The 20,226-nt window shown below is 31.8% G+C and carries 15 protein-coding genes, 1 other RNA gene and 1 pseudogene; 8 read left to right on the forward strand and 9 right to left on the reverse strand.

The annotated features are described in order from the left end of the window. Positions 1 to 70 precede the first annotated feature (70 nt). From C8D80_RS01945 to C8D80_RS01980, 8 genes are read right to left on the reverse strand one after another with little or no spacing between them, the layout of a single operon-like run. A complete protein-coding gene (locus C8D80_RS01945) occupies positions 71 to 1,396 on the reverse strand; it encodes a cbb3-type cytochrome c oxidase subunit I (RefSeq protein WP_133606810.1) in 1,326 nt (441 codons plus the stop codon). Beyond that, positions 1,393 to 1,824 carry a c-type cytochrome gene (locus C8D80_RS01950; protein WP_133606812.1) on the reverse strand — a complete coding sequence of 144 codons (432 nt, stop codon included), beginning with the start codon at positions 1,822 to 1,824 and terminating at the stop codon, positions 1,393 to 1,395. Before C8D80_RS01950 ends, C8D80_RS01945 begins: the two co-directional genes overlap by 4 nt. Next, positions 1,824 to 3,347: an L-aspartate oxidase gene (gene nadB / locus C8D80_RS01955; protein WP_133606814.1), complete on the reverse strand. Its 1,524-nt coding sequence runs from the start codon at positions 3,345 to 3,347 to the stop codon at positions 1,824 to 1,826. Before nadB ends, C8D80_RS01950 begins: the two co-directional genes overlap by 1 nt. Positions 3,348 to 3,353: 6 nt before the next feature. After that, positions 3,354 to 4,289, reverse strand: a complete 936-nt coding sequence (gene nadA / locus C8D80_RS01960; protein WP_133606817.1) for a quinolinate synthase NadA — start codon at positions 4,287 to 4,289, stop codon at positions 3,354 to 3,356. 36 nt (positions 4,290 to 4,325) lie between these two features. Then, on the reverse strand, positions 4,326 to 4,760 hold the full coding sequence (locus tag C8D80_RS01965) for an RrF2 family transcriptional regulator (protein WP_133606820.1): 435 nt from the start codon (positions 4,758 to 4,760) through the stop codon (positions 4,326 to 4,328). 33 nt (positions 4,761 to 4,793) lie between these two features. Then, positions 4,794 to 5,516, reverse strand: coding sequence for an anaerobic ribonucleoside-triphosphate reductase activating protein (locus tag C8D80_RS01970; protein ID WP_199757190.1), 723 nt, complete (start codon positions 5,514 to 5,516; stop codon positions 4,794 to 4,796). Beyond that, a complete protein-coding gene (nrdD, locus tag C8D80_RS01975; RefSeq protein WP_111567273.1) occupies positions 5,473 to 5,637 on the reverse strand; it encodes an anaerobic ribonucleoside-triphosphate reductase in 165 nt (54 codons plus the stop codon). Before nrdD ends, C8D80_RS01970 begins: the two co-directional genes overlap by 44 nt. After that, a complete protein-coding gene (locus tag C8D80_RS01980) occupies positions 5,618 to 7,735 on the reverse strand; it encodes a ribonucleoside triphosphate reductase (protein WP_133606823.1) in 2,118 nt (705 codons plus the stop codon). The genes nrdD and C8D80_RS01980 overlap by 20 nt, the downstream gene beginning before the upstream one ends. A 737-nt stretch (positions 7,736 to 8,472) precedes the next feature. Here C8D80_RS01980 and C8D80_RS01985 point away from each other — a divergent pair. The 5 genes and pseudogenes from C8D80_RS01985 to C8D80_RS12885 form a co-directional block, all read left to right on the forward strand. Further along, a complete protein-coding gene (locus tag C8D80_RS01985; RefSeq protein WP_133606825.1) occupies positions 8,473 to 9,501 on the forward strand; it encodes an SIR2 family protein in 1,029 nt (342 codons plus the stop codon). Position 9,502: 1 nt separating this feature from the next. Continuing rightward, positions 9,503 to 11,254 carry an ATP-binding protein gene (locus C8D80_RS01990; protein WP_133606828.1) on the forward strand — a complete coding sequence of 584 codons (1,752 nt, stop codon included), beginning with the start codon at positions 9,503 to 9,505 and terminating at the stop codon, positions 11,252 to 11,254. A 157-nt stretch (positions 11,255 to 11,411) separates the two neighbouring features. After that, positions 11,412 to 12,266, forward strand: coding sequence for a DUF4365 domain-containing protein (locus C8D80_RS01995; RefSeq protein WP_133606831.1), 855 nt, complete (start codon positions 11,412 to 11,414; stop codon positions 12,264 to 12,266). A gap of 879 nt (positions 12,267 to 13,145) precedes the next feature. Further along, positions 13,146 to 14,054, forward strand: coding sequence for a hypothetical protein (locus C8D80_RS02000; RefSeq protein WP_133606833.1), 909 nt, complete (start codon positions 13,146 to 13,148; stop codon positions 14,052 to 14,054). A gap of 233 nt (positions 14,055 to 14,287) precedes the next feature. Continuing rightward, positions 14,288 to 15,034 (forward strand): annotated as a pseudogene (locus C8D80_RS12885) (recombinase family protein); the annotation flags it as partial. A 742-nt stretch (positions 15,035 to 15,776) separates the two neighbouring features. On the opposite strand, the gene ssrA reads toward C8D80_RS12885, so the two are convergent. Beyond that, positions 15,777 to 16,174: a transfer-messenger RNA gene (gene ssrA, locus C8D80_RS02015) on the reverse strand. Between the two features lie 154 nt (positions 16,175 to 16,328). On the opposite strand from ssrA, the gene C8D80_RS02020 reads away from it, so the two are divergent. The 3 genes from C8D80_RS02020 (at position 16,329) to C8D80_RS02030 (ending at position 20,201) form a co-directional block, all read left to right on the forward strand. Beyond that, positions 16,329 to 17,552 carry an NAD(P)-dependent oxidoreductase gene (locus C8D80_RS02020; RefSeq protein WP_133606836.1) on the forward strand — a complete coding sequence of 408 codons (1,224 nt, stop codon included), beginning with the start codon at positions 16,329 to 16,331 and terminating at the stop codon, positions 17,550 to 17,552. Between the two features lie 76 nt (positions 17,553 to 17,628). Continuing rightward, complete coding sequence (locus C8D80_RS02025) at positions 17,629 to 19,284, forward strand: MFS transporter (protein WP_133606838.1); 1,656 nt, start codon at positions 17,629 to 17,631, stop codon at positions 19,282 to 19,284. An 86-nt stretch (positions 19,285 to 19,370) separates the two neighbouring features. Further along, positions 19,371 to 20,201, forward strand: coding sequence for a hypothetical protein (locus C8D80_RS02030; RefSeq protein ID WP_133606841.1), 831 nt, complete (start codon positions 19,371 to 19,373; stop codon positions 20,199 to 20,201). Positions 20,202 to 20,226: the final 25 nt, after the last annotated feature.

The raw sequence follows: 20,226 nt of genomic DNA on the forward strand, positions 1-20,226 counted from the left end.
GTGCCAAATATACAATGTAATTAGTATTAATAGGATGATTTTTATCATCACTTTTTCAATTAAATATTCTTTAATAAGGAAAATCGAATTTGTTTTTTTTCCAAGATTTGACAAACAAATACACGATAAAAGTTCCCATACTTAAAAATAAAATCGTTCCAAATATAATGAATAGCAATACCCAATTTCCACTAGAACTACTCATTTTGTTAAAGCTTTCATTAGCTAAACCGGCTTGCCATAGCGCACGATGAATTCCCATCCCAATCAATGAACTCAGAAAAAAGAAGAGTGTACCTTGTACTACCCAAAAGGTAATGGTACCAAATTGTTTCCATTTACTGTTATTAAAAGTAGGTTTTATGAAATAAAAGGCAGCAGCAATGATAATCATGGTGTTAATTCCAATGGTGGTTCCCATCGCATGAGCCACTGTAATGTGTGTTCCGTGTGTGAACAAGTTAATCGCGGGAATTGACATAAATAGCGCAAGTGATAAGTTTATGGTTACCCAATAATCAGCAGCCATTAAAAATCGGTAAGGAAAGAAATAATAAAACTGCTTATTTTCCTTAATTTGTTTGCTCCATTTATAAAAAATTCGAATCAAGATAATCCATTCGGTCATACTCACGGCATAGGCAATGTAATGAATGAATTTTTCAGTTGGAAGCAAGTAAATATGATGTCCCCAATTGAACATCAAATTAAATATTCCTAAAAAATACATCGCAAATGATAGTTTTTGGTAGGACGATTTTTCGTCGCCACTAATTTTTTCCATCAAGTAAAATGCAACACCATAAATGATTTGATTTATAGCACCCACGAGCGAACCATTTACTTTCCACTGAATGGTCATATCGGCAATAAAATGTTCTCTGAAATAAGGGGAAATCCACAAATAGTTTTCAATAAATGTAAAAATAAAGAACACCAATCCGGTTAACCACATCCAATAATAAACGGGCCATTTTACTTTAAATCCAATTTGATGAATATAGAACACCAAGAAGACAATAAAAGAAATAAAAATGGGTAAAGCCCAAACGGGATTGAATTCCCAATATTCTCTTCCTCCAAAATCACCTGTAAAGTAACTGTAGAAAATCCCAGTTAAAGCAATTATCCATAGCGTAAAATGAAGGTATTGTAGAAAGGTACCAAACCGTGAAGTTCTTTTTTTCTGAATAATTAAAGTTAAAAAACCTAAGCCCGCTGTTATGATGCCTAAATAGGCACTACTCACATGAAGTGGTCGAAGCGATAAAAATCCCATTACACCCGATTTTGGTTCGGTTATTCTGTAGCTTTCGGAAGCTAAATGTCCAAAAAAAAGTCCTGCTAACAATAATAACAAGGCGATTCTGATGAGCCAAATTCCAATATTTCTCATTTCTTTTCTAAGCTAAAAGTTCCTAGTATTTCAGGCTGATAATCCTGCGGATTTGAAGTTCCCGATTGATCTACATTTTTTAAAAATAGTAAAAGTACTTTCATTTCGTCTTCTGATATTTCAAAGGCTGGCATTTGCTTAACACCTGATTTTACTATTCCTCTAATGTAATGTTCGTTGTTACCACTTCTAGAATAAACATTGGTTAAATCAGGACCCAAATAACCGCCTAAACCATACAATTGATGACATGTATGACAGTTGTATTTCTGCCAAACCAATCTTCCTTCGGCTACTAAATGAAGTTCTTTTTCAGAATATTGACTTGGACTAAAAAGCGGAATAGTATAAATCCAAACACTAAACGCTATGAAACAAACGAAGAGCACAAAAAAAATGTGTTTTGGATGGGCAAATAGGTTCAGCATTACGAAATAGTTTTTTCTTTTTTAACAGATTTTGCTCGGTATCTTTTGGGTAAACTATCTTTTAAAATAATTTCAGCCGTTTGAATCAAATTATAAGTTTCACACAAAAACGGATGAGAATTATAATTTTTGAATTTCTTTTTGAAGCGTTTGCTCATCTCGGTGACCATTTCAAATACTTTTTCGGTGTTTTTCATATTTTCATATAATGAATCATATTTCATGAAATGTTGTAGTTGATTTCTAAATTGTAAGATTTCATCATGATGAATATTTTTATAGCGAATAGGAGTTATTATAGCTTTACTGTTTTTAACGTCGTCAATAGTAGCTTCAAGATTTTTAGCTAAATCATGCGCATAAACAATCGCTTCTAATAATGAATTGGATGCCAATCGATTCGCACCATGAAGTCCGGTGTGAGAACATTCTCCGATTGCAAACAATTGTTTGATAGAAGTAGCTCCCGTTTCATCCACCACAATTCCGCCACATTGATAATGTGCAGCTGGAGTTATCGGAATTAAATCTTTGGAAACATCAATACCATTTTCAAAACAATAATTATAAACCTTTGGGAATTTCGTTTTGAAAGTTTCTATCGGTAAATGTCTTACATCGAGCCAAACGTGTTTAGAATGTTCTTTCTTCATTTCGTCAGAAATGGCTTTCGAAACAATATCTCGAGTTGCTAATTCACCATCAGGATGATATTCGAAAACAAAACGCTCCATTTTATGATTTAAAATATGAGCTCCAAATCCTCGAATCGCTTCGGTAATTAAGAACGCCTGACTTTTATTAGGTTCGTAAAGCGCTGTGGGATGAAATTGAATATGTTTCATTTTTTCCAATTTAGCGCCCGCTCGATATGCCATCGCCACGCCATCTCCTGTAGAAACAAATGGATTAGAAGTAACCCCAAACACTTGTCCTGAACCACCAGTTGCTAAAATGGTTGCTTTTGCTACGATGGAAGTCACTTCACTTTTTTCATCAAATCCAATGATTCCGATGCTTTTTTGATTATCTAGCAAAACATCTGTGGCAAAAAAAGAAGTTCTTATGGTAACATTCGCCAAATTTTGAACGACTTGAATCAACTTGGTTTCAATTTCTAATCCTGTTTTGTCTTTGTGATGTACAATACGATTTTGAGAATGGCCGCCTTCTAATCCTAAATCCAATTCGCCTGAATTATTCTTATCTAATTCCACGCCCCATTGAATCAATTCTTGCAATCGGGCAGGAGCTTCTGTAATCACATGTTCGACTACTTTTTTATCGCAAATGCCTTTTCCTGCAAGTAAGGTGTCTTGAATATGTTGTTGGTAACTGTCTTTGATAAAGTCGTGTACTACGGCAATTCCGCCTTGAGCGTAATAGGTATTGCACTCGTCAATGGAAGTTTTGCTAAGTAAGGTGATTTGTAGGTTTGGATTTTGTTCACTGAGATATTTCGCTAGAGATAATCCTGCTAATCCTGTGCCTACTATTAATATATCTGTTTCTAAATTTTGCATGATGTTTTAGTTTAGCGCTAACATTCTTTGAATAGGAAGTAAAGCTTTTTCGATGATTTCGTTGCCCAAAAGCACTTCTGGACTTTCATCTTGTAAACATTGATAGAGTTTCTCTAAGGTGTTGACTTTCATAAACGCACACTCACTGCACGCACACGTATTGTCTTCTTTTGAAGGCGCTGGAATTAATGTTTTGGTTGGATTATCCAATTGCATTTGATGTAAAATTCCCGCTTCTGTGGCTACGATAAAAGTGTCGTTTGTGCTGTTTTTCACATGATTCAACATGCCTGATGTCGAACCAATGTAGTGTGCTACTTTTAAAATATGCGTTTCCGATTCAGGATGAGCAATGATGGTAGCGGTTGGATGTTTTTTATATAAGTCGATTAATTTTTCTAAAGAGAATGCTTCGTGAACAATGCAAGAACCTTCCCATAAAACCATGTCTCTTCCAGTTTCAGCAATTAAATATTTACCTAAATTTTTATCAGGAGCAAACACAATGGGTTGGTCTTCTGGAATGGAACCAATCACTTTTTTAGCATTAGAAGAAGTGCAAACAATGTCAGTTAATGTTTTTATTTCTGCAGTGCAATTAATGTAAGTTACAACGGTATGATTTGGATATTTTTCTAAAAAAGTTTTGAATTCTTTGGGTGGACATCCATCGGCAAGCGAACAACCTGCTTTTACATCAGGAACGATTACTTTTTTATTAGGATTGACAATTTTAGCTGTTTCTGCCATGAAATACACTCCTGCAAAAACAATAATATCAGCATCAACTTGAGATGCTTTTCTTGATAATTCCAGACTATCACCTACAAAATCCGCTATTTCTTGGATAGCTTCTTCTTGATAATAATGGGCTAGAATAACTGCATTTTTTTCTTTCTTTAAAGCAAGAATCTTTTCTTTTAAATCCGTAATCGTTTTCATTAAAGGATGTTTTTATCTTCTATACAAATAAATTTTTTAAAGCTTAAGAAAAGTCTCTCCAGTATTGAATTCACTAATTAAATCAAGAAGGGAAGTCTCTCTAAGGGTTTTCTTCAAATTTTCACGTAATGGCTTATATTTATGATGAAATGGACAAGGTTGTTTGTCGGAACAATCGTGAAGTCCTAAACTGCATCGGTCAAATAAGTCATTTCCGTCGATAGCTTTTACCAGCTGGTCTAATTTTATTTTTTTCAATTGTGCTTTTTCAATTTCAAATCCACCACCATTTCCTTTAATCGATTTTATGATGTCGGCTTTTACTAAACGCTGTAATATTTTAGCTGTAAAAGGTTCTGGCGATTCAATTTTTCTAGCAATATCCCGAATACCACAACGTTTGCCTGCAGACGATTCTGAGGCAATGTAAATTGTAGCTCGTATGGCATATTCACAGGTTTTCGAAAACATATTTAAAATTTACACAAAGTTAGGCATTTTAAATCATCGAATTATGATTTTAGTCATATTCTGATTTATATCCTTTTCCGAAATAGATTGCGAATCGGGGAGTGGTGCAATGGTGTTTTGATAGTTTCTAAAGTTTTGAATGAAATAGGTTTTATCGTAACCTAATTCTACTAAAACGTTTTGCATCGAAGCAATATCTTCAGGATTTAGTAAAGAAGAATGATACGTAGTACGAATTTCAAACGGAATCGTACTTTTCTGAAGCAATTCAAAGCAAGAAATGAATTGTGAATAAAAATCCGATTTTGTAATAGCAAAAAATTTCTCTTTGGTGCCTTTGAAATCCAAAGCTACATAATCAATAAGCTTTTCTTTAATTAGTTTTTCAAGTACTTTAGGCTGACTTCCATTGGTATCCACTTTAATTAAAAAACCCAAACTTTTGGCTAATTTGATGATGGGTATAATGTCTTTATGAATCAAACATTCGCCACCACTAAACACAACAGCATCTAACAGATTTCTTCTGGTTTTTAAAAACGAAAAGATTTCGGAAAAGTAAAACAAGCCTTTCCCGAAAACTATTTCTGGATTATAACAATAATCACATTTCATATTACACCCTGCAAACCACAAGATACAAGCTGATTTATCAGGATAATCTAATAGGGTGAAGGGTGTAAAACTATGAATGGCTTTTTTGTTTAGAAAATCAAGATTTACATTCTCTAAAATGGGTACGTTGTTTGTGTTCACCTTTTTTTCCAATATTAAAACTTTCTACGGGTCTGTGATAGCCCATTACTCGTGTGTAAACCAAACATTTGGTTCTCTTTTCATTGTGTTGAAGCAAGGCTTCAGTGGTTTGTGTTTGCATAAGATGTTGTTTTTAAGGTTGCTAATAATTCTTCATCGCATTTAGGACAATATTCGTGTTCGCCATTTAAATAGCCGTGTTTAGGACAAACGCTAAAAACAGGAGTCACCGTGATGTAAGGCAATTTGAAATTGGTAATTACTTTTTTAACAAAATTGCGACACGCTTCTACCGAACTCAATTTTTCATTCATATACAAGTGTAAGACCGTTCCGCCAGTGTACTGACATTGTAAATTGTCTTGCAACAACAAAGCTTCAAACGGATCTTCTGTATAATCTACTGGCAATTGTGAACTATTGGTATAGTAAATATTTTCACCTTCTCCTGCTTGAATGATGTTGGCATAACGTTTCTTGTCTTCCTTAGCAAAACGATAGGTTGTACCTTCTGCTGGAGTAGCTTCTAAATTGTATAAATTACCTGTTTCTTCTTGATAAGCTCTCATTTTGGTTCGGATGTGTTCCAATATTTCGGTTGCGAATGCCATTCCGTAATCGGAAACAATGTCTTCTTTTCCATCGGTGAAGTTTTGAATCATTTCATTAATACCGTTTACGCCAATTGTGGAGAAGTGATTTCTGAAATGTGGTAAATAACGTTTGGTATAAGGGAATAATCCTCTATCATACATTTCCTGAATGAAAACGCGTTTTTTCTCTAAAGTTGCTTTCGAAATTTCTAACAAACGATCTAAATCGGAATATAATTTGGCTTTATTGCCTTTGTTTAGATAACCTAATCTTGCCATGTTGATTGTCACGACACCAATACTTCCCGTCATTTCGGCACTTCCAAATAAACCGTTGCCTCTTTTTAATAATTCACGTAAATCGAGTTGTAAACGGCAGCACATGCTTCGTACAGCATTAGGTTTGTAAGCATTTGGATTTTCAATTTTATTGCCGTTTTCATCATACGTATATTGACTTCCAATGAAATTCTGGAAATAAGACGAACCAATTTTAGCTGTATTTTCGAAAAGAATATCTGTGTTTTCTCCGTACCAATCAAACTCTTCAGTAATATTAACCGTTGGAATAGGGAAGGTGAAGGGTTGTCCATGCGCATCGCCTTCAGTCATAACAGTATAATACGCTTTGTTGATGAGATTCATTTCTTTTTGAAAATGTTCGTAACGCATTTCGGTTATATCAGAAACGCCTCTTTCTTGTACTCTTTGTATAAAGTCATCATTGTTAATTCCTTTGAAAAGATGTTGTTCATTTCGAGTCGGAATTTGCTCTTTTAAATCGTCTGGAACTACCCAATCCAAAGTAATATTCGTAAACGGCGATTGTCCCCATCGTGCTGGAACATTCAAATTGTAAACGAAACTTCGAATCGCTTTTAAAACATCTTCATACGCTAAATTATCTTTGAAAACATAAGGAGCCAAATACGTGTCAAAAGAACTAAAAGCCTGAGCACCTGCCCATTCGCTTTGTAAAATTCCTAAAAAATTGGCCATTTGCCCTAATGCTTCTCTGAAATGATTAGGTGGTCTGCTTTCCACTCTGCCTCGAACACCGTTAAAACCTTCATTTAATAAAACACGTAAACTCCAACCCGCACAATAACCTGTTAAACAATCTAAGTCGTGAATGTGAATATCGCCATTACGATGTGCGTAGCCTTCTTCTTTCGAATAGACTTTGTCTAACCAATAATTCGCAATGATTTTTCCAGCGACATTATTGACTAAGCCTGCATTTGAATACGAAGTATTAGCGTTGGCATTGATGCGCCAGTCGGTTTGGTTGGTGTATTCTTCTATGGTTTGGGTACTGTCAACATAAGTGGTGTCATCATTCAAGCCTAATACGTGTTCGCGTTGAAGTTTTCGAGTATGACGAAACAACATGAAAGAACGCATTACTTCATAATGTCCATATTCGTAAAGTGTTTTTTCAATTTTATCTTGAATGTCTTCTACTGCCCAAGTGTCTTGATGAGACAACAATTGGAACACCGTTTCAATAACTTTTAGGTTTAAAGTTTCGCTTACACTGGCAAAAGCTTTTGTAATGGCTTCTTCTATTTTGAAAGGTTCAAAGGGTAAATAGGTGCCGTTTCGTTTGATTACAAATTTGTCCATATTGCAGAATTTTATTGTGGTATGGAGCAAATTTAGATATTAAAAAGACTTTTTAGTCTTATTTGAATAAATAGTAATCAACAATTTAATTGTAATTATTGTTAATAAGTTATTTTGTAAATAATTATTTTTAATCCACTCTTAATTGTAAACGAACATATTTTGCTATTTAAAAAAAAGATGAAGTAAATTGATTTTATAAATGATCAAAATATAGACAGTTTAGTTATTGGTTGTCTGTTGATTTGGCTCAATAATTAATTTTTGAGAATATTTCTTTTTTTAATATGGTTTACGGTTTTCCGTAAAATTTATTGAAACCCTTTATTTACTTTAGCTCCCGAGAGTACCCCCGTAAAAATACCTGGTTTGAAAATCAGGTATTTTTACGGGTTGTATGAGTACTTTTTTTTTCTTATGTTTGGGAAGTAAGTTTTTTATGACAATGGTTAATCAAAATCCAGTGCAAATTGCTAGAGATAGAATAGATAAGCAGTTGTTTCCTAGTATTAGTGTGATATATAATAAGACGTAAAAACAACTTAGCGTATAGAGTACCAAAAATATTCTGCAGATTAAAAGCCATTTTGATGATTTATAAAAAATAATACGCAACAATAGTTGAGCATATCTACCCCAAAACAGCTAGCTATGTTCAACTAAATAGCAAAAAACTGAGCATATATACATATTATGCTTCATGCTAAAAAATCACCGACACAAACAATACGACAAGAATGGAAATAGACACTTTACTAAAATTGATACAAGATTGGACAAACCGAGTTCCATTAATCATTCTCGGAAGTGGAGCGTCTGTTCCGTTTCGACTTCCTTCTATGTGGACACTTGGAGAACATTTAAAAAACAACATATCATTTTCAGAATCTGACGACATTGCCCAATTCGAAGATTTCAAATTAACACTTGACAAGGTAAATGATTTAGAAACAACATTACTTCAAATACAATTAAGACCAAAAGTATTAGAAAAAGTGATTTTTGAAACTTGGTCGCTTGTAAATAAGCATGATATTGAAGCATTTGAAATTTTACTCGAAGGAAAAGTGGAATTCCCATTGGCAGAATTGACAACTCATCTATTAAAAGCCGCTCAAAGAAAAGTGTCAATTGTTACAACTAATTATGACAGACTTGCAGAATATGCAGCAAGCTTTTCTAATGCTTTTATCTGTACTGGATTTTCTCAAAATTTTGTAGGTCATTTTTCCAAGAGTATACATCAACAAGACTTAACAAAATTAAATGGTTTTAAAGGACAAGTGAACATCTGGAAGGTTCATGGTTCTTTAGATTGGTTTAAGTCTCATGAAGAAACAGACAGACAATTACCTTATCGATCAACTATTCCTGTAAATCATAAACCATTAATTGTTACACCTGGGCTTTCCAAGTATTATGAAACACAATTGGAACCATTCAGGACAATTTTTACCGAAGCTGATAATGAAATTGAAAAGGCTACTTCTTTTCTCTGTATCGGCTACGGTTTTAATGACATTCATGTCCAACCAAAATTAATAGCACAAATAAAAAGTGGCAAACCAATAATAGTAATTACAAAAGAGTTGACACCGAAGACAAAGCAATCAATAATTGATGCAGGCTGTAAACAATACATTTTGATTGAAGAAGCCAACGGAAAAGATACTCGAATTTACTCATCTTCATTTACTGGAGAATTAATAATTCCTGATGTTAACTATTGGGCACTTTCTGAGTACCTCAAACTAATAAAAAACTAAAATGGCAATATTTAATTTTGACGACAGTCAGGCAATCGGAACAGTTTTTAGTGTTGATACTGCAACAGTAATTATCAAAGTTCAAGAGTTAGATAAACTTAGGAAACTTCATGTAAACCAGCTCGTAGCAATTAGAAGTGCAAAAGCTGGACAACATTTAATTGGTTTGATAAATAGAATAACTCGTAAGGCGTCAGATGAAGAAAACCCAGTTGAAAGTGATTTAGGATTAAGTGGATTTCTTTTTACGGAGAACATTCTCAAAGTCAATCTTATTGGAACTTTGCTCGACAGGCATGGACTTAAGGAAAACGTATTTAAACGCAATCTTGACACCGTTCCTGAGATTGAAGCTCAGTGTTTTCCAATAGATGGCGAAAACATTACTAAGTTCATGACAACAATCTCAAGTCAAGAAAACTACAAAATACCTTTAACAATTGGGAAATATTCAATTGATGAACAAGCACAAGCATTTTTAGATGGTGATAAATTGTTTCAACGACACGCTGTAATTGTTGGAAGTACAGGTTCAGGAAAATCATGGTGTGTGGCAAAACTAATAGAGCAAATTGCACAACTTCCAATGGCAAACTGTATACTTTTTGACATTCATGGAGAATACAGCGGTAAACAATTCAAAATGGAAGGTTTGCAACACTTACGTGTTGCGAATCCTTCCGATTTAGGAAAGACCGGAAATTTAGAGAATGATGTTTTAATGTTGCCTTATTGGCTTCTTACATATGAAGAAATGCTTGCAATGCTTCTTGACAGAAGTGATAGCAATGCACCGAATCAAGCTATGCTGTTTTCCAAAACAGTGTTTGCAGAAAAAATAAAATATTTGGATGAAATTGGAGATACAACTTTCAAAAGTAGCATCACAATAGATAGTCCAATCCCTTATAAAATTGATAATATCCTGAATGAACTTGCAGAATTGGACGAACAAATGGTTGAAGGAGCGAGACCAGGAACTGAAAAGCAAGGTCCTTTCTTTGCTAAACTGACAAGGTTTGTACAAAGACTCGAAGCTAAAAAACAAGACAAACGACTAGGTTTCCTTTTCCAAATTTCTGATGATGAATTAGACATTAATTGGTTGAATAAACTTTGTGAGCGATTAATGTTGGGTACAACTTCTAATCCAAGGAATGCTGGCGTGAAAATTATTGATTTTTCAGAAGTTCCATCTGACGTACTTCCATTAGTTATAGGATTAGTAGCAAGACTTGTTTTTACAGTTCAACAATGGACAATTAAGGAAAACCAACATCCAATTGCTTTGCTTTGTGACGAAGCTCATCTTTATATTCCCGAAAGAACAAATCAAGATGCAGCCGCTGAATTAGGTTTGAAAAGTTTTGAAAGAATTGCAAAAGAAGGAAGGAAATATGGCGTTAGTTTGACAGTAATAAGCCAAAGACCAGCAGAAGTAAATAGAACAGTTTTAAGTCAATGTAATAACTTTATTGCATTGAGATTATCAAATGCAGAAGACCAAGCTGTAATTAAACGTTTACTTCCTGACAATTTATCTGGACTGACTGACGTGCTTCCTATTTTAGATATTGGGGAAGCTTTGGTTGTTGGTGACGCATCTTTACTTCCTACAAGAATTATAATTGATGAACCAAATATCAAACCTGAAAGTGCGACAGTGAAATTTTGGAAAGAATGGAGTGCTGAAACATCAAAACAAGATATAGAGGCGGCAGTAAGTGGACTAAGAAAACAATCAAAATCGTGAAAGAAGCACAAAGGCATAACATTGGTTTTGCAAAATGGCGGGTTCAGTACTTCTATGAAAGTTTAGAGTAAGGTTCAAGTTCTGTTTTTCAAATAAACATTTGTGCTAAAAATCAGCTACTTCACAAAGCCTCAAACCTTTAGTAGTAAGTTTAAATATGAGAACATACCAACACATTACAGATTCAAAAGCTATCAAATTAATGGTGAATTCTATTCCTGATCATTGGGTAATAAGAGAACTCACAGAAAGAGATTATGGTATTGACTTAATGATTGAGTTATTTGAAAAAGCAGGAATAGATGAAGATGGATATAATTTTTTCGAGTCAACGGGTCACGTTTGTTATTTACAAGTTAAAGGAACTAATAAAGATTTAAAAGTTAATGAAGATGATACATTAAGCTTCAGTATTGATAAGAAAACTTTATTTTATGTTGAAAAATTTTCAACACCTTTTTTACTAGCTAGAGTTTATGTAAAAGATGGAATTCAAAATATTTATTTTCTTTGGTTACAGCGATATATAAGTGATGTTTTGGATATCGAAGAAAAAGATTGGCGAACAAAGTCTTCCAAAACAATAACATTGTATATTCCGGCAGAAAATATTTTCAAAGAAAATTTTAAAAAAATAGAGAAGATTGCATCACGTATTAAATATCTTGAAGAGCTATTAGAATTCCAAGAACGATATAATGAAATTGAAAGAGCACTCATTCTCATTATACAGTATCAGGATGAATTTGAGCACTATTTGGATATTTTTACCTCGTTAAGAAGACTACTAAATTTGACTACACTTCTATCCCAAAATAATTGTTGTATTGATAAAGATTGTGTATTAGAGTTAATTGAATATCTTAAAAAGGTTAGAAATGGAAATGAAAGTCCAACACAAATGGAAGATTTTCCGTATAATTTCAATTTCAATCAATTATTACAATCTTCAATAAATACTAGATTTATAGAGGAATTCATAGCTGAAAATGATGGCGATACAGTTTATTAAACCTGCTGTTTGCAGCTGTTTGCTTCAATTGCTACTTCCTGATTTTCCTATGGAAAATAAGCTGCTGTATGAAATGTTTTGATATATTTTTAATTTGCAGAAGAAATTATAGAAAACATAGAAGTAGTCTAGAGAGTTTCAGAGCGATAATTGAGAGTTTTAAAGGTTAATGACCTATGAATTATAAAGAAAAACTAGTATCTTCATAGGTGAGATACTAGTTTTTTTTGTTTTCATATAGATCATTTTAATCAAAACTTTACATAGGTTATAGATGTGTAATTATCTATATTGTTCCGAATTAATATGTTTTAAAACGTATTAATTTTAGTAGTTGGTTTTTAAACTTAATCATGATCTTGTTTATCTATTTTTGACCTAAAGTATATCTATAAAATTCTATCTTCAGACCTATTTTTTTAACTATTTCTTTGACCTATACTTATCTACTTTTTGATAGATTAATTATCTATTTTTTTTTCACTTTCGAATCTACTTTTTTAATTTTTCCTTTTATCTATTTTTGACCTTTAGTATATCTATAAAATCACATTTTTAGACCTACATCTTTCAACTATTTCTTTGACCTATACTTATCTACTTTTCGATAGATTAATTATCTATTTTTCAATTATTTCTTTGATTTATTTTTGACCTATTCTTATCTACTTTTCGATAGATTCTTATCTACTAGTTAACCTATTTTGCATAGATTTTAAGACCTACTTACAAATCTATAATTTCATCTGTTTTTTATCTATTTACGACCTATAGCTTACCTGTAAAGATTTGGTTTGTATTGTTTTTCAAATTATTATATAAAAGTTTGTTTTATTACAAACTTTTATATAAATTCGTAGGGTATTAAAAAATATTACTATGATTAACGTTGCAGATTACTTTTCCGTTTTAGAGAAAGCACCTGATTTATTTAATAAAGTTCAGGAAAAAGTATTTTTAAAAACAGAGATCGACATAGTTTATTCAGATATAAAAAATTGGGAAAGATCTAATTTGCTTTCAGAATACAACGAAGCAGAAAAAGGAAACTGGAATAAAATTAGTTATTCTGAATATGTTTGGATAAAAATTGTAGAACAGTTAAAAGATTTTGGATGTAACAACGAAGATATAATAGTATTAAAAAAAGTACTTGTAAATAAATTCAAAGTAAATGATTACATCGCACTATTTGATGAGATAAAGAAAATTATAGGAAATACAGAGTTTGAAATGTATTCTCAACTATATAAAGAGTTAAATGAATTAGATCCTCATAAAGAGTTTAATTTTAATCTTTTAGATATTTTTATTGTAAATATAATCTATACAGGTGAGCAACTTTCTTTATTTATAAGAAAAGATGAATCGCAATATTTTCTTCCTTTTTCTGATACAATGTTAAAAGAATATAGTAACTCTAATGTTAGAAGTTTAGTTGATGATTTTCTGAATTTTCCGTTCTATAATATTCCAATAAGTAATTATGTTTCTAAATTTTTAAGTAATAGAAAAGATATAAAAAATAATTTATTTACAATGATACTTACGGAACAAGAAAGTAAGTTATTAAAAATTATAAGAAAGAATTTTGAAAAAATTAAACAATTAAAAGTAAAATACAAGACAGGAAATATTGAATTAATTGAAGTTACTACAATAAAAAAAGTAGCTTTAGAAAGCAAAATAATCAATCACATTAAAAAGGCGGATTATAAAAAGATAACTATAGATATTGCTAACGGAAATATAGTAAACTTTGAAGATACCGAAAAAATAAAATTATGATACTGAATAACTCAGATCTATAAATAAATAGTAAGCTTATCGTAGAAAGCGAAAGTGATGCACATGTGTAATAAACATGGTTTCATTTAAAGAATGTAAAAAAATATTAAACAAAAAAGGAGTTAAATATTCAGACGAGAATATTAGAGAAATTAAAGAGTTATTAGAGTTTTATGCAAAATTAACTGTTGAAGAATTTTATAAAAAAAATGATTATGAAAAGAGCAGTCATAATGTGTCGTGTAAGTAGTGATGAACAAGCTAAAGGATATAGTTTAGATATTCAACATGAACAATTAGTTACCTATTGTAGAAGAAACAATATTGAAATTGTAAAAGATTTTCGTGAAGACCATTCTGCTAAAAATTTCAACAGACCAGAATATCAAAAGTTTCTTGCTTTTTTAAAGAAAAACAAAGGAGCTTTAGATTTATTGCTTGTTACTTCCTGGGACAGATTTTCAAGAAATCTAACAGATTCACTAATAATGATAAGAACTCTTGAAAAATATGGGGTAGAGGTACAGGCTATAGAACAACCAATAGATATGAGAATTCCAGAAAACAAAGCTATGTTGGCAATGTTTTTAGCTATTCCCGAAATCGACAATGAAAGAAGATCAATAAAAATTAGAGGTGGAATTCGTGCAGCTCTTAAATCTGGAAGATGGTCTAGAATGGCTCCTTTAGGATATAAGAATTCCAGAGATGCGAATAACAAACCAATTGTTATTGTGGGTCATAATGCTAATTTAATCCAAAATGCTTTTAAAGAATTTAGCGAAGGTAAACCACAGAGTGACATTATAAGAGATTTGAGAAAAAATGGAATTAAAGTAAGTAGAAGCAATATGTCTAAATTACTAAGAAACCCATTTTATATGGGTAAAATAATTATTCCAAAACTAGGTGAAGAACCTACTCAAATTATTAACGGTATTCATGAAGCAATTGTATCTGATAGTTTGTTCTTTAAAGTACAAGATGTATTAAATGGAGTTAAATCAAATAAGAAAGAAGGATATTCCTTTCAAAGAGAAGAATTTCCTTTAAGAGGTATTCTTTTTTGCTCTTCATGTAATGCAAAGTTAACGGCTAGTAAATCTAGAAGTGCAACTGGGAGAAGATATGCTTACTATCATTGTAATTATTGTAAAAATGAAAGATTTCCAAGCGAAGATGTTAATTATAACATGGAATCTATTTTGGGAGAATTTCAGTTTACAAAAGAATCAAAATTACTATATGAGTTGATGGTAAAAAATTTGTTGAATAATAAAACTGGTGAAGATGAATTATCACTTGATAAATTAACTACACAATTGAATGAACAAAATATTCGAATACAAAAACTTCAAGATCTATATGTAGATGGTAATATTGATAATGAAAATTATATGTTAACATTACAACGCTATGAAGGAATAAGAAGAGATTTAAAAGATAGAATTGAAGCATTAAATGTTACTGATCTTACATATGGTAAATGGTTAAAGTCAGGTATTTCAGTTCTAGGTAATCTAAATAATTTTTATAATAATGGCTCTGTTGGAGATAAACAAGCTTTATTAAGTTCGATATTTCCTGAAAAAATTTATTTTGACGGAAAAAAATGTCGAACTCAAAGAATTAACGAAGTTTTACGCATTATAATGCTGAATAACAGTGTTTTAGAAAATAAAAAAAGTGAACAAATCTACAAAAATATAGAGTTGTCCACTTTAGTGGAGTCGGAGAGAATCGAACTCTCGTCCAAACAAGCAATCAAAAAGCTTTCTACACGCTTAGTTTCATCTTGAATTTTCGACTAAAAGCAAGGCTAGAAACCGCCACTTTTAGCTTAGCTTTATCAGTGTCAAGAAGGATTTAAAGCATTACCTTCTCTAGGTTTACATTTACGGTTCTCCTAAACCAACCGCCATAAACCAAGGCTTTTGAGGAGAATCCAGCTTTCCTACCTAGTAGGAACTTGGCAAATCTTACTATAATTCAGATTAAGCAGCTAAAGCGTAATTATTTTCGCCGTTTATAGGTTTGTACATTTGGATTTACGAGCTAAACATACAATGCTCGACGTGCTTACTAATCAATTCCACTCGCTGTCAAAACCAGTCGACCCCATGTGTAATAAGTAATGTTTTTTGAATAATATTATACTCAAAAAGTGAGCCAAAAATACTACCAATTTTTCAATAAAAAAACTATTGTGCAAACTAAAGTAAAAAGTTATATTTGTAACATTAAATCAATATTCAGTTATAAATACTGTTGGCTATGAAGTTTGGAATCATCAAAGAAAGAAAAAATCCACCGGATAGAAGAGTAGTTTTTACTCCAGAAGAGTTAGTACGCTTACAATCAGAACATCCAGAAGCGGAAATAAAAGTGGAAAGTTCAGATATCAGAATCTTCTCTGATGACCAATATCGTAATTTAGGATTAAATGTCACTGCCGATATGTCGGATTGTGATGTTCTTTTTGGAGTAAAAGAAGTTCCTGTTGAGGCTTTAATTCCAAATAAAAAGTACTTTTTCTTTTCGCACACGATTAAAAAACAGCCATACAATCGCAAATTGTTAAAAGCTATTTTAGATAAAAATATCGAATTATACGATCATGAAACTATTGTAGATGCAACCAATCACAGATTAATTGGCTTTGGTCGTTATGCTGGATTAGTAGGGGCTTATAATGGATTCAGAGGATTCGGAATCAAATACGATTTGTTCACTTTACCAAAAGCAGAAACCTTAAGTGGTAAAGAAGATTTAATTGCGCGACTAAAACGCCAAACGCTTCCAAATATTAAAATTGTACTTACCGGACATGGTAAAGTAGGAATGGGAGCTAAAGAGATTTTAGACGGAATTAAAATCAAACAAGTAAGTGTTGAAGACTTTTTAAATAAAAACTATACAGAACCTGTTTACACTCAAATCGACGTATTAGATTATAACAAACGTATTGATGGTCAGGTTTTAGATAATACTGATTTTTATAAAAACCCACAAGATTACGTTTCTAATTTTGAACGTTTTACGAAAGTTGCTGATATGTACATCGCTGGACATTTTCACGGTAACGGTTCGCCAGATATTTTAACTCGTGATATGCTTCGTGCAGCTGATAATAAAATTCAAGTAGTTGCCGATATTTCTTGTGATGTTGATGGACCAGTAGCTTGTACAATTAAAGCATCAACAATTGCAGAGCCTTTCTTTGGATACTTACCAAGCGAACACAAAGAAGTTTCGTATACTCATCCGGCTTCTATCATGGTGATGTCAGTTGATAATTTACCTTGTGAATTACCTAAAGACGCTAGTGAAGGTTTTGGAGAAATGTTCATGAAACACGTAATTCCAGCTTTCTTTAATGGAGATAAAGATGGAATTTTGCAAAGAGCCAAAATTACAGAAAACGGTCAACTTACAGAACGTTTTAAATATCTACAAGATTACGTTGACGAAAAACAAGAAGCTATAGCTACTAAATAATAACAAGCCCGATGTGAATCGGGTTTTTTGTTTTTATAATAAAACGTATATATTTGTTAAAACTAATCAAAAACTAATGAGCAATCAAATCAAAACCAATTATCCTGCATTATATACACTAATTACAGTGTTTTTCTTTTGGGGATTTATCGCAGCTGGAAACAGTATTTTTATACCTTTTTGTAAAAGTTATTTTTCACTAGATCAATTTCAATCTCAGTTGGTTGATTTTGCTTTTTATACCGCTTATTACATAGGAGCCTTATTATTGTTTGCTTTGGGTGATTTATCAGGAAAAGATATCGTAGGAAAATGGGGCTATAAGAAAAGTATTGTTTATGGATTATTATTTTCAGCACTAGGAGCTGGCGCCATGATTATTGCCGTTGAAGCAAGTGTTTACGCGGGAATGTTAGTAGGATTATTTATAGTTGCTTTAGGTTTTTCATTACAACAAACTGCAGCCAATCCTTTTGCTATTTTATTAGGTGATCCAAAAACGGGAGCGAGTAGAGTAAATCTTGGAGGCGGAATCAATTCTTTTGGAACTACAATAGGTCCTATTATAGTGGCATTAGCATTATTTGGTACAGCTGCATCCATTTCAGACGAACAGATTAAAACATTAGAACTTAATAAAGTAGTATTACTATATGTTGGAGTAGGCTTATTATTCGTGGCTGCTGCAGCTTTATTTTGGTTTTCAAAAAAAGTGCCTAGCGGAATTGCAAACGAACCAATGGAAAAGGCTAATAAAGCATTAAGAACATTAGTGATTATGACAGTTTTATTAGCTGCTTGTTTTGTGCCAATTTTTAAAACCTATCAATTAGATACAACTAATTATTGTGATGCAGATTTTTCAGATTTAGAACAATATAGAATGCTTTGGCTTTCAGGTGCTTTATTAGTAGTTGTTGGTGGTTTGATGTTTTCTTATACATCCGCAAAAAAGAAATCGGAAGGTTGGGGTGCGATGCAATATCCTCAATTGGTTTTAGGAATGTTAGCGATATTTACCTATGTTGGAGTAGAAGTTGCTGTTGGAAGTAATTTGGGTGAATTATTAAAATTAGATGAATTTGGAGGTTTACAATCTTCAGAAATTGCACCTTATATTTCAATGTATTGGGGAAGTTTAATGATTGGAAGATGGGCAGGAGCTATCAGTGTTTTCAATTTGCAAGGAATGAAGAAAACATTAGCTTTACTGATTATTCCAATTATCGCATTCGGAATTATTTTAGGAGTGAATATCATTTCTGGAAAAGATATGAAACCCTTGTATTGGTATATCGTTTGTGTGATTATTCAAATTATAGCTTTCTTTTTGAGTAAAGATAAACCGGCAAGAACCTTAATGATTTTTGGAACTTTTGGTGTAATTGCAATGTTAATTGGATTGTTTAGCACTGGAACAATTGCTATTTATGCCTTTTTATCTGGTGGATTGGCTTGTAGTATTATGTGGCCTTCTATTTTTAGTTTGTCAATTATTGGATTAGGAAAATATACTTCTCAAGGTTCGGCATTCTTAGTAATGATGATTTTAGGAGGTGGGATTATTCCTCCCTTACAAGGAAAATTATCAGATATAATTGGAATTCACCAATCGTATATTGTTGCAGTTGTTTGTTTCGCTTATTTAACATTATTTGCTGTATTAGTGAAGGGAATTCTAAAAAAACAAAACATTGATGTAGATGCCATTGAAGCGGAGGGAAGTCATTAATTAGTAAAAAGTAATTAACTTATAATATAGTAAAAAACTCCAATTAAAAACTAATTTTCATTTGGAGTTTTTTTAATTTCATTTCTATGGAAACACGTTTTATTGTCCTTTTTTCAGTTGCTTTTTTTGTTTTTGTTATTGGTTTATGGGTTCTTAAAATTGATCAAAAAAGAAGATTAGCAAAAAAAGAAGAAAAGCCATTATCAAATAAAGAAATTATTGCTCTTTTAGATGATCCTTTAACTGGAGAAAAAATGAAAGTAAGCGAAACTCAGAATGAATATGAATATTCTGATGAAATACCTGATGAAATTGTTTTCTATGATGAAAATAGGAGAACATCCGAGCATGTTTTGAATAAATACTATACAGAAGATGGTGATTTAGAAAGAGAGTTTATCTTAATTAAAAATTATTTATTGGATAATGGATTTAATTTTCAAATCTTCTCCGAATCTGAAATTGAATTTTTAGAAAACTCTATAACATTTACAAGTTTTGAAGATTGGACTTGTACAGATATGTATCATAAAAATAATCTGTCTTTTTTTATAGCTAATACAACTTCAAAAGCTATTAATAGTAAGTATCACTCTAGAAATGAGAATACAAATATTGTTTTGTGGGTTAAGGATTTCAAATTTTCTGGACATTATTGTTTTATTAAACAGCCCATAATTCATAATATTGTGAATGTATTTATTGATGAAAATACCGAAATAATTAAAGGGTATAAAACAGAGATAATTAAAAAATCTACTCAAGAGAAAGTAATCACAGATTATTTTAAAAATTTAAATTCAAGTTTTGATTTAGAAATCGAAGTTTTTAATTCAAATATTATAATTAGGATGATGAATGTAGCTTCTTATGAGAATATGATAAAATTATTAAACTCTTTAAAAACCTCCGATTGATAATTTTCAATCGGAGGTTTTGTTT

Origin of the sequence: Flavobacterium cheniae, assembly GCF_004363695.1 — a bacterium.
GTDB lineage: Bacteria > Bacteroidota > Bacteroidia > Flavobacteriales > Flavobacteriaceae > Flavobacterium > Flavobacterium cheniae.

Excerpts from the sequence above, each read along its gene's own strand:
- C8D80_RS01980 (WP_133606823.1), bottom strand. The coding sequence starts at position 7,735 with ATGGACAAATTTGTAATCAAACGAAACGGCACCTATTTACCCTTTGAA.
- C8D80_RS01995 (WP_133606831.1), top strand. The coding sequence starts at position 11,412 with ATGAGAACATACCAACACATTACAGATTCAAAAGCTATCAAATTAATG.
- C8D80_RS01990 (WP_133606828.1), top strand. The coding sequence starts at position 9,503 with ATGGCAATATTTAATTTTGACGACAGTCAGGCAATCGGAACAGTTTTT.
- C8D80_RS01965 (WP_133606820.1), bottom strand. The coding sequence starts at position 4,760 with ATGTTTTCGAAAACCTGTGAATATGCCATACGAGCTACAATTTACATT.
- C8D80_RS01950 (WP_133606812.1), bottom strand. The coding sequence starts at position 1,824 with ATGCTGAACCTATTTGCCCATCCAAAACACATTTTTTTTGTGCTCTTC.
- C8D80_RS02025 (WP_133606838.1), top strand. The coding sequence starts at position 17,629 with ATGAGCAATCAAATCAAAACCAATTATCCTGCATTATATACACTAATT.
- C8D80_RS02020 (WP_133606836.1), top strand. The coding sequence starts at position 16,329 with ATGAAGTTTGGAATCATCAAAGAAAGAAAAAATCCACCGGATAGAAGA.
- C8D80_RS02000 (WP_133606833.1), top strand. The coding sequence starts at position 13,146 with ATGATTAACGTTGCAGATTACTTTTCCGTTTTAGAGAAAGCACCTGAT.
- nadA (WP_133606817.1), bottom strand. The coding sequence starts at position 4,289 with ATGAAAACGATTACGGATTTAAAAGAAAAGATTCTTGCTTTAAAGAAA.
- C8D80_RS02030 (WP_133606841.1), top strand. The coding sequence starts at position 19,371 with ATGGAAACACGTTTTATTGTCCTTTTTTCAGTTGCTTTTTTTGTTTTT.
- nadB (WP_133606814.1), bottom strand. The coding sequence starts at position 3,347 with ATGCAAAATTTAGAAACAGATATATTAATAGTAGGCACAGGATTAGCA.
- C8D80_RS01945 (WP_133606810.1), bottom strand. The coding sequence starts at position 1,396 with ATGAGAAATATTGGAATTTGGCTCATCAGAATCGCCTTGTTATTATTG.
- C8D80_RS01985 (WP_133606825.1), top strand. The coding sequence starts at position 8,473 with ATGGAAATAGACACTTTACTAAAATTGATACAAGATTGGACAAACCGA.
- nrdD (WP_111567273.1), bottom strand. The coding sequence starts at position 5,637 with ATGCAAACACAAACCACTGAAGCCTTGCTTCAACACAATGAAAAGAGA.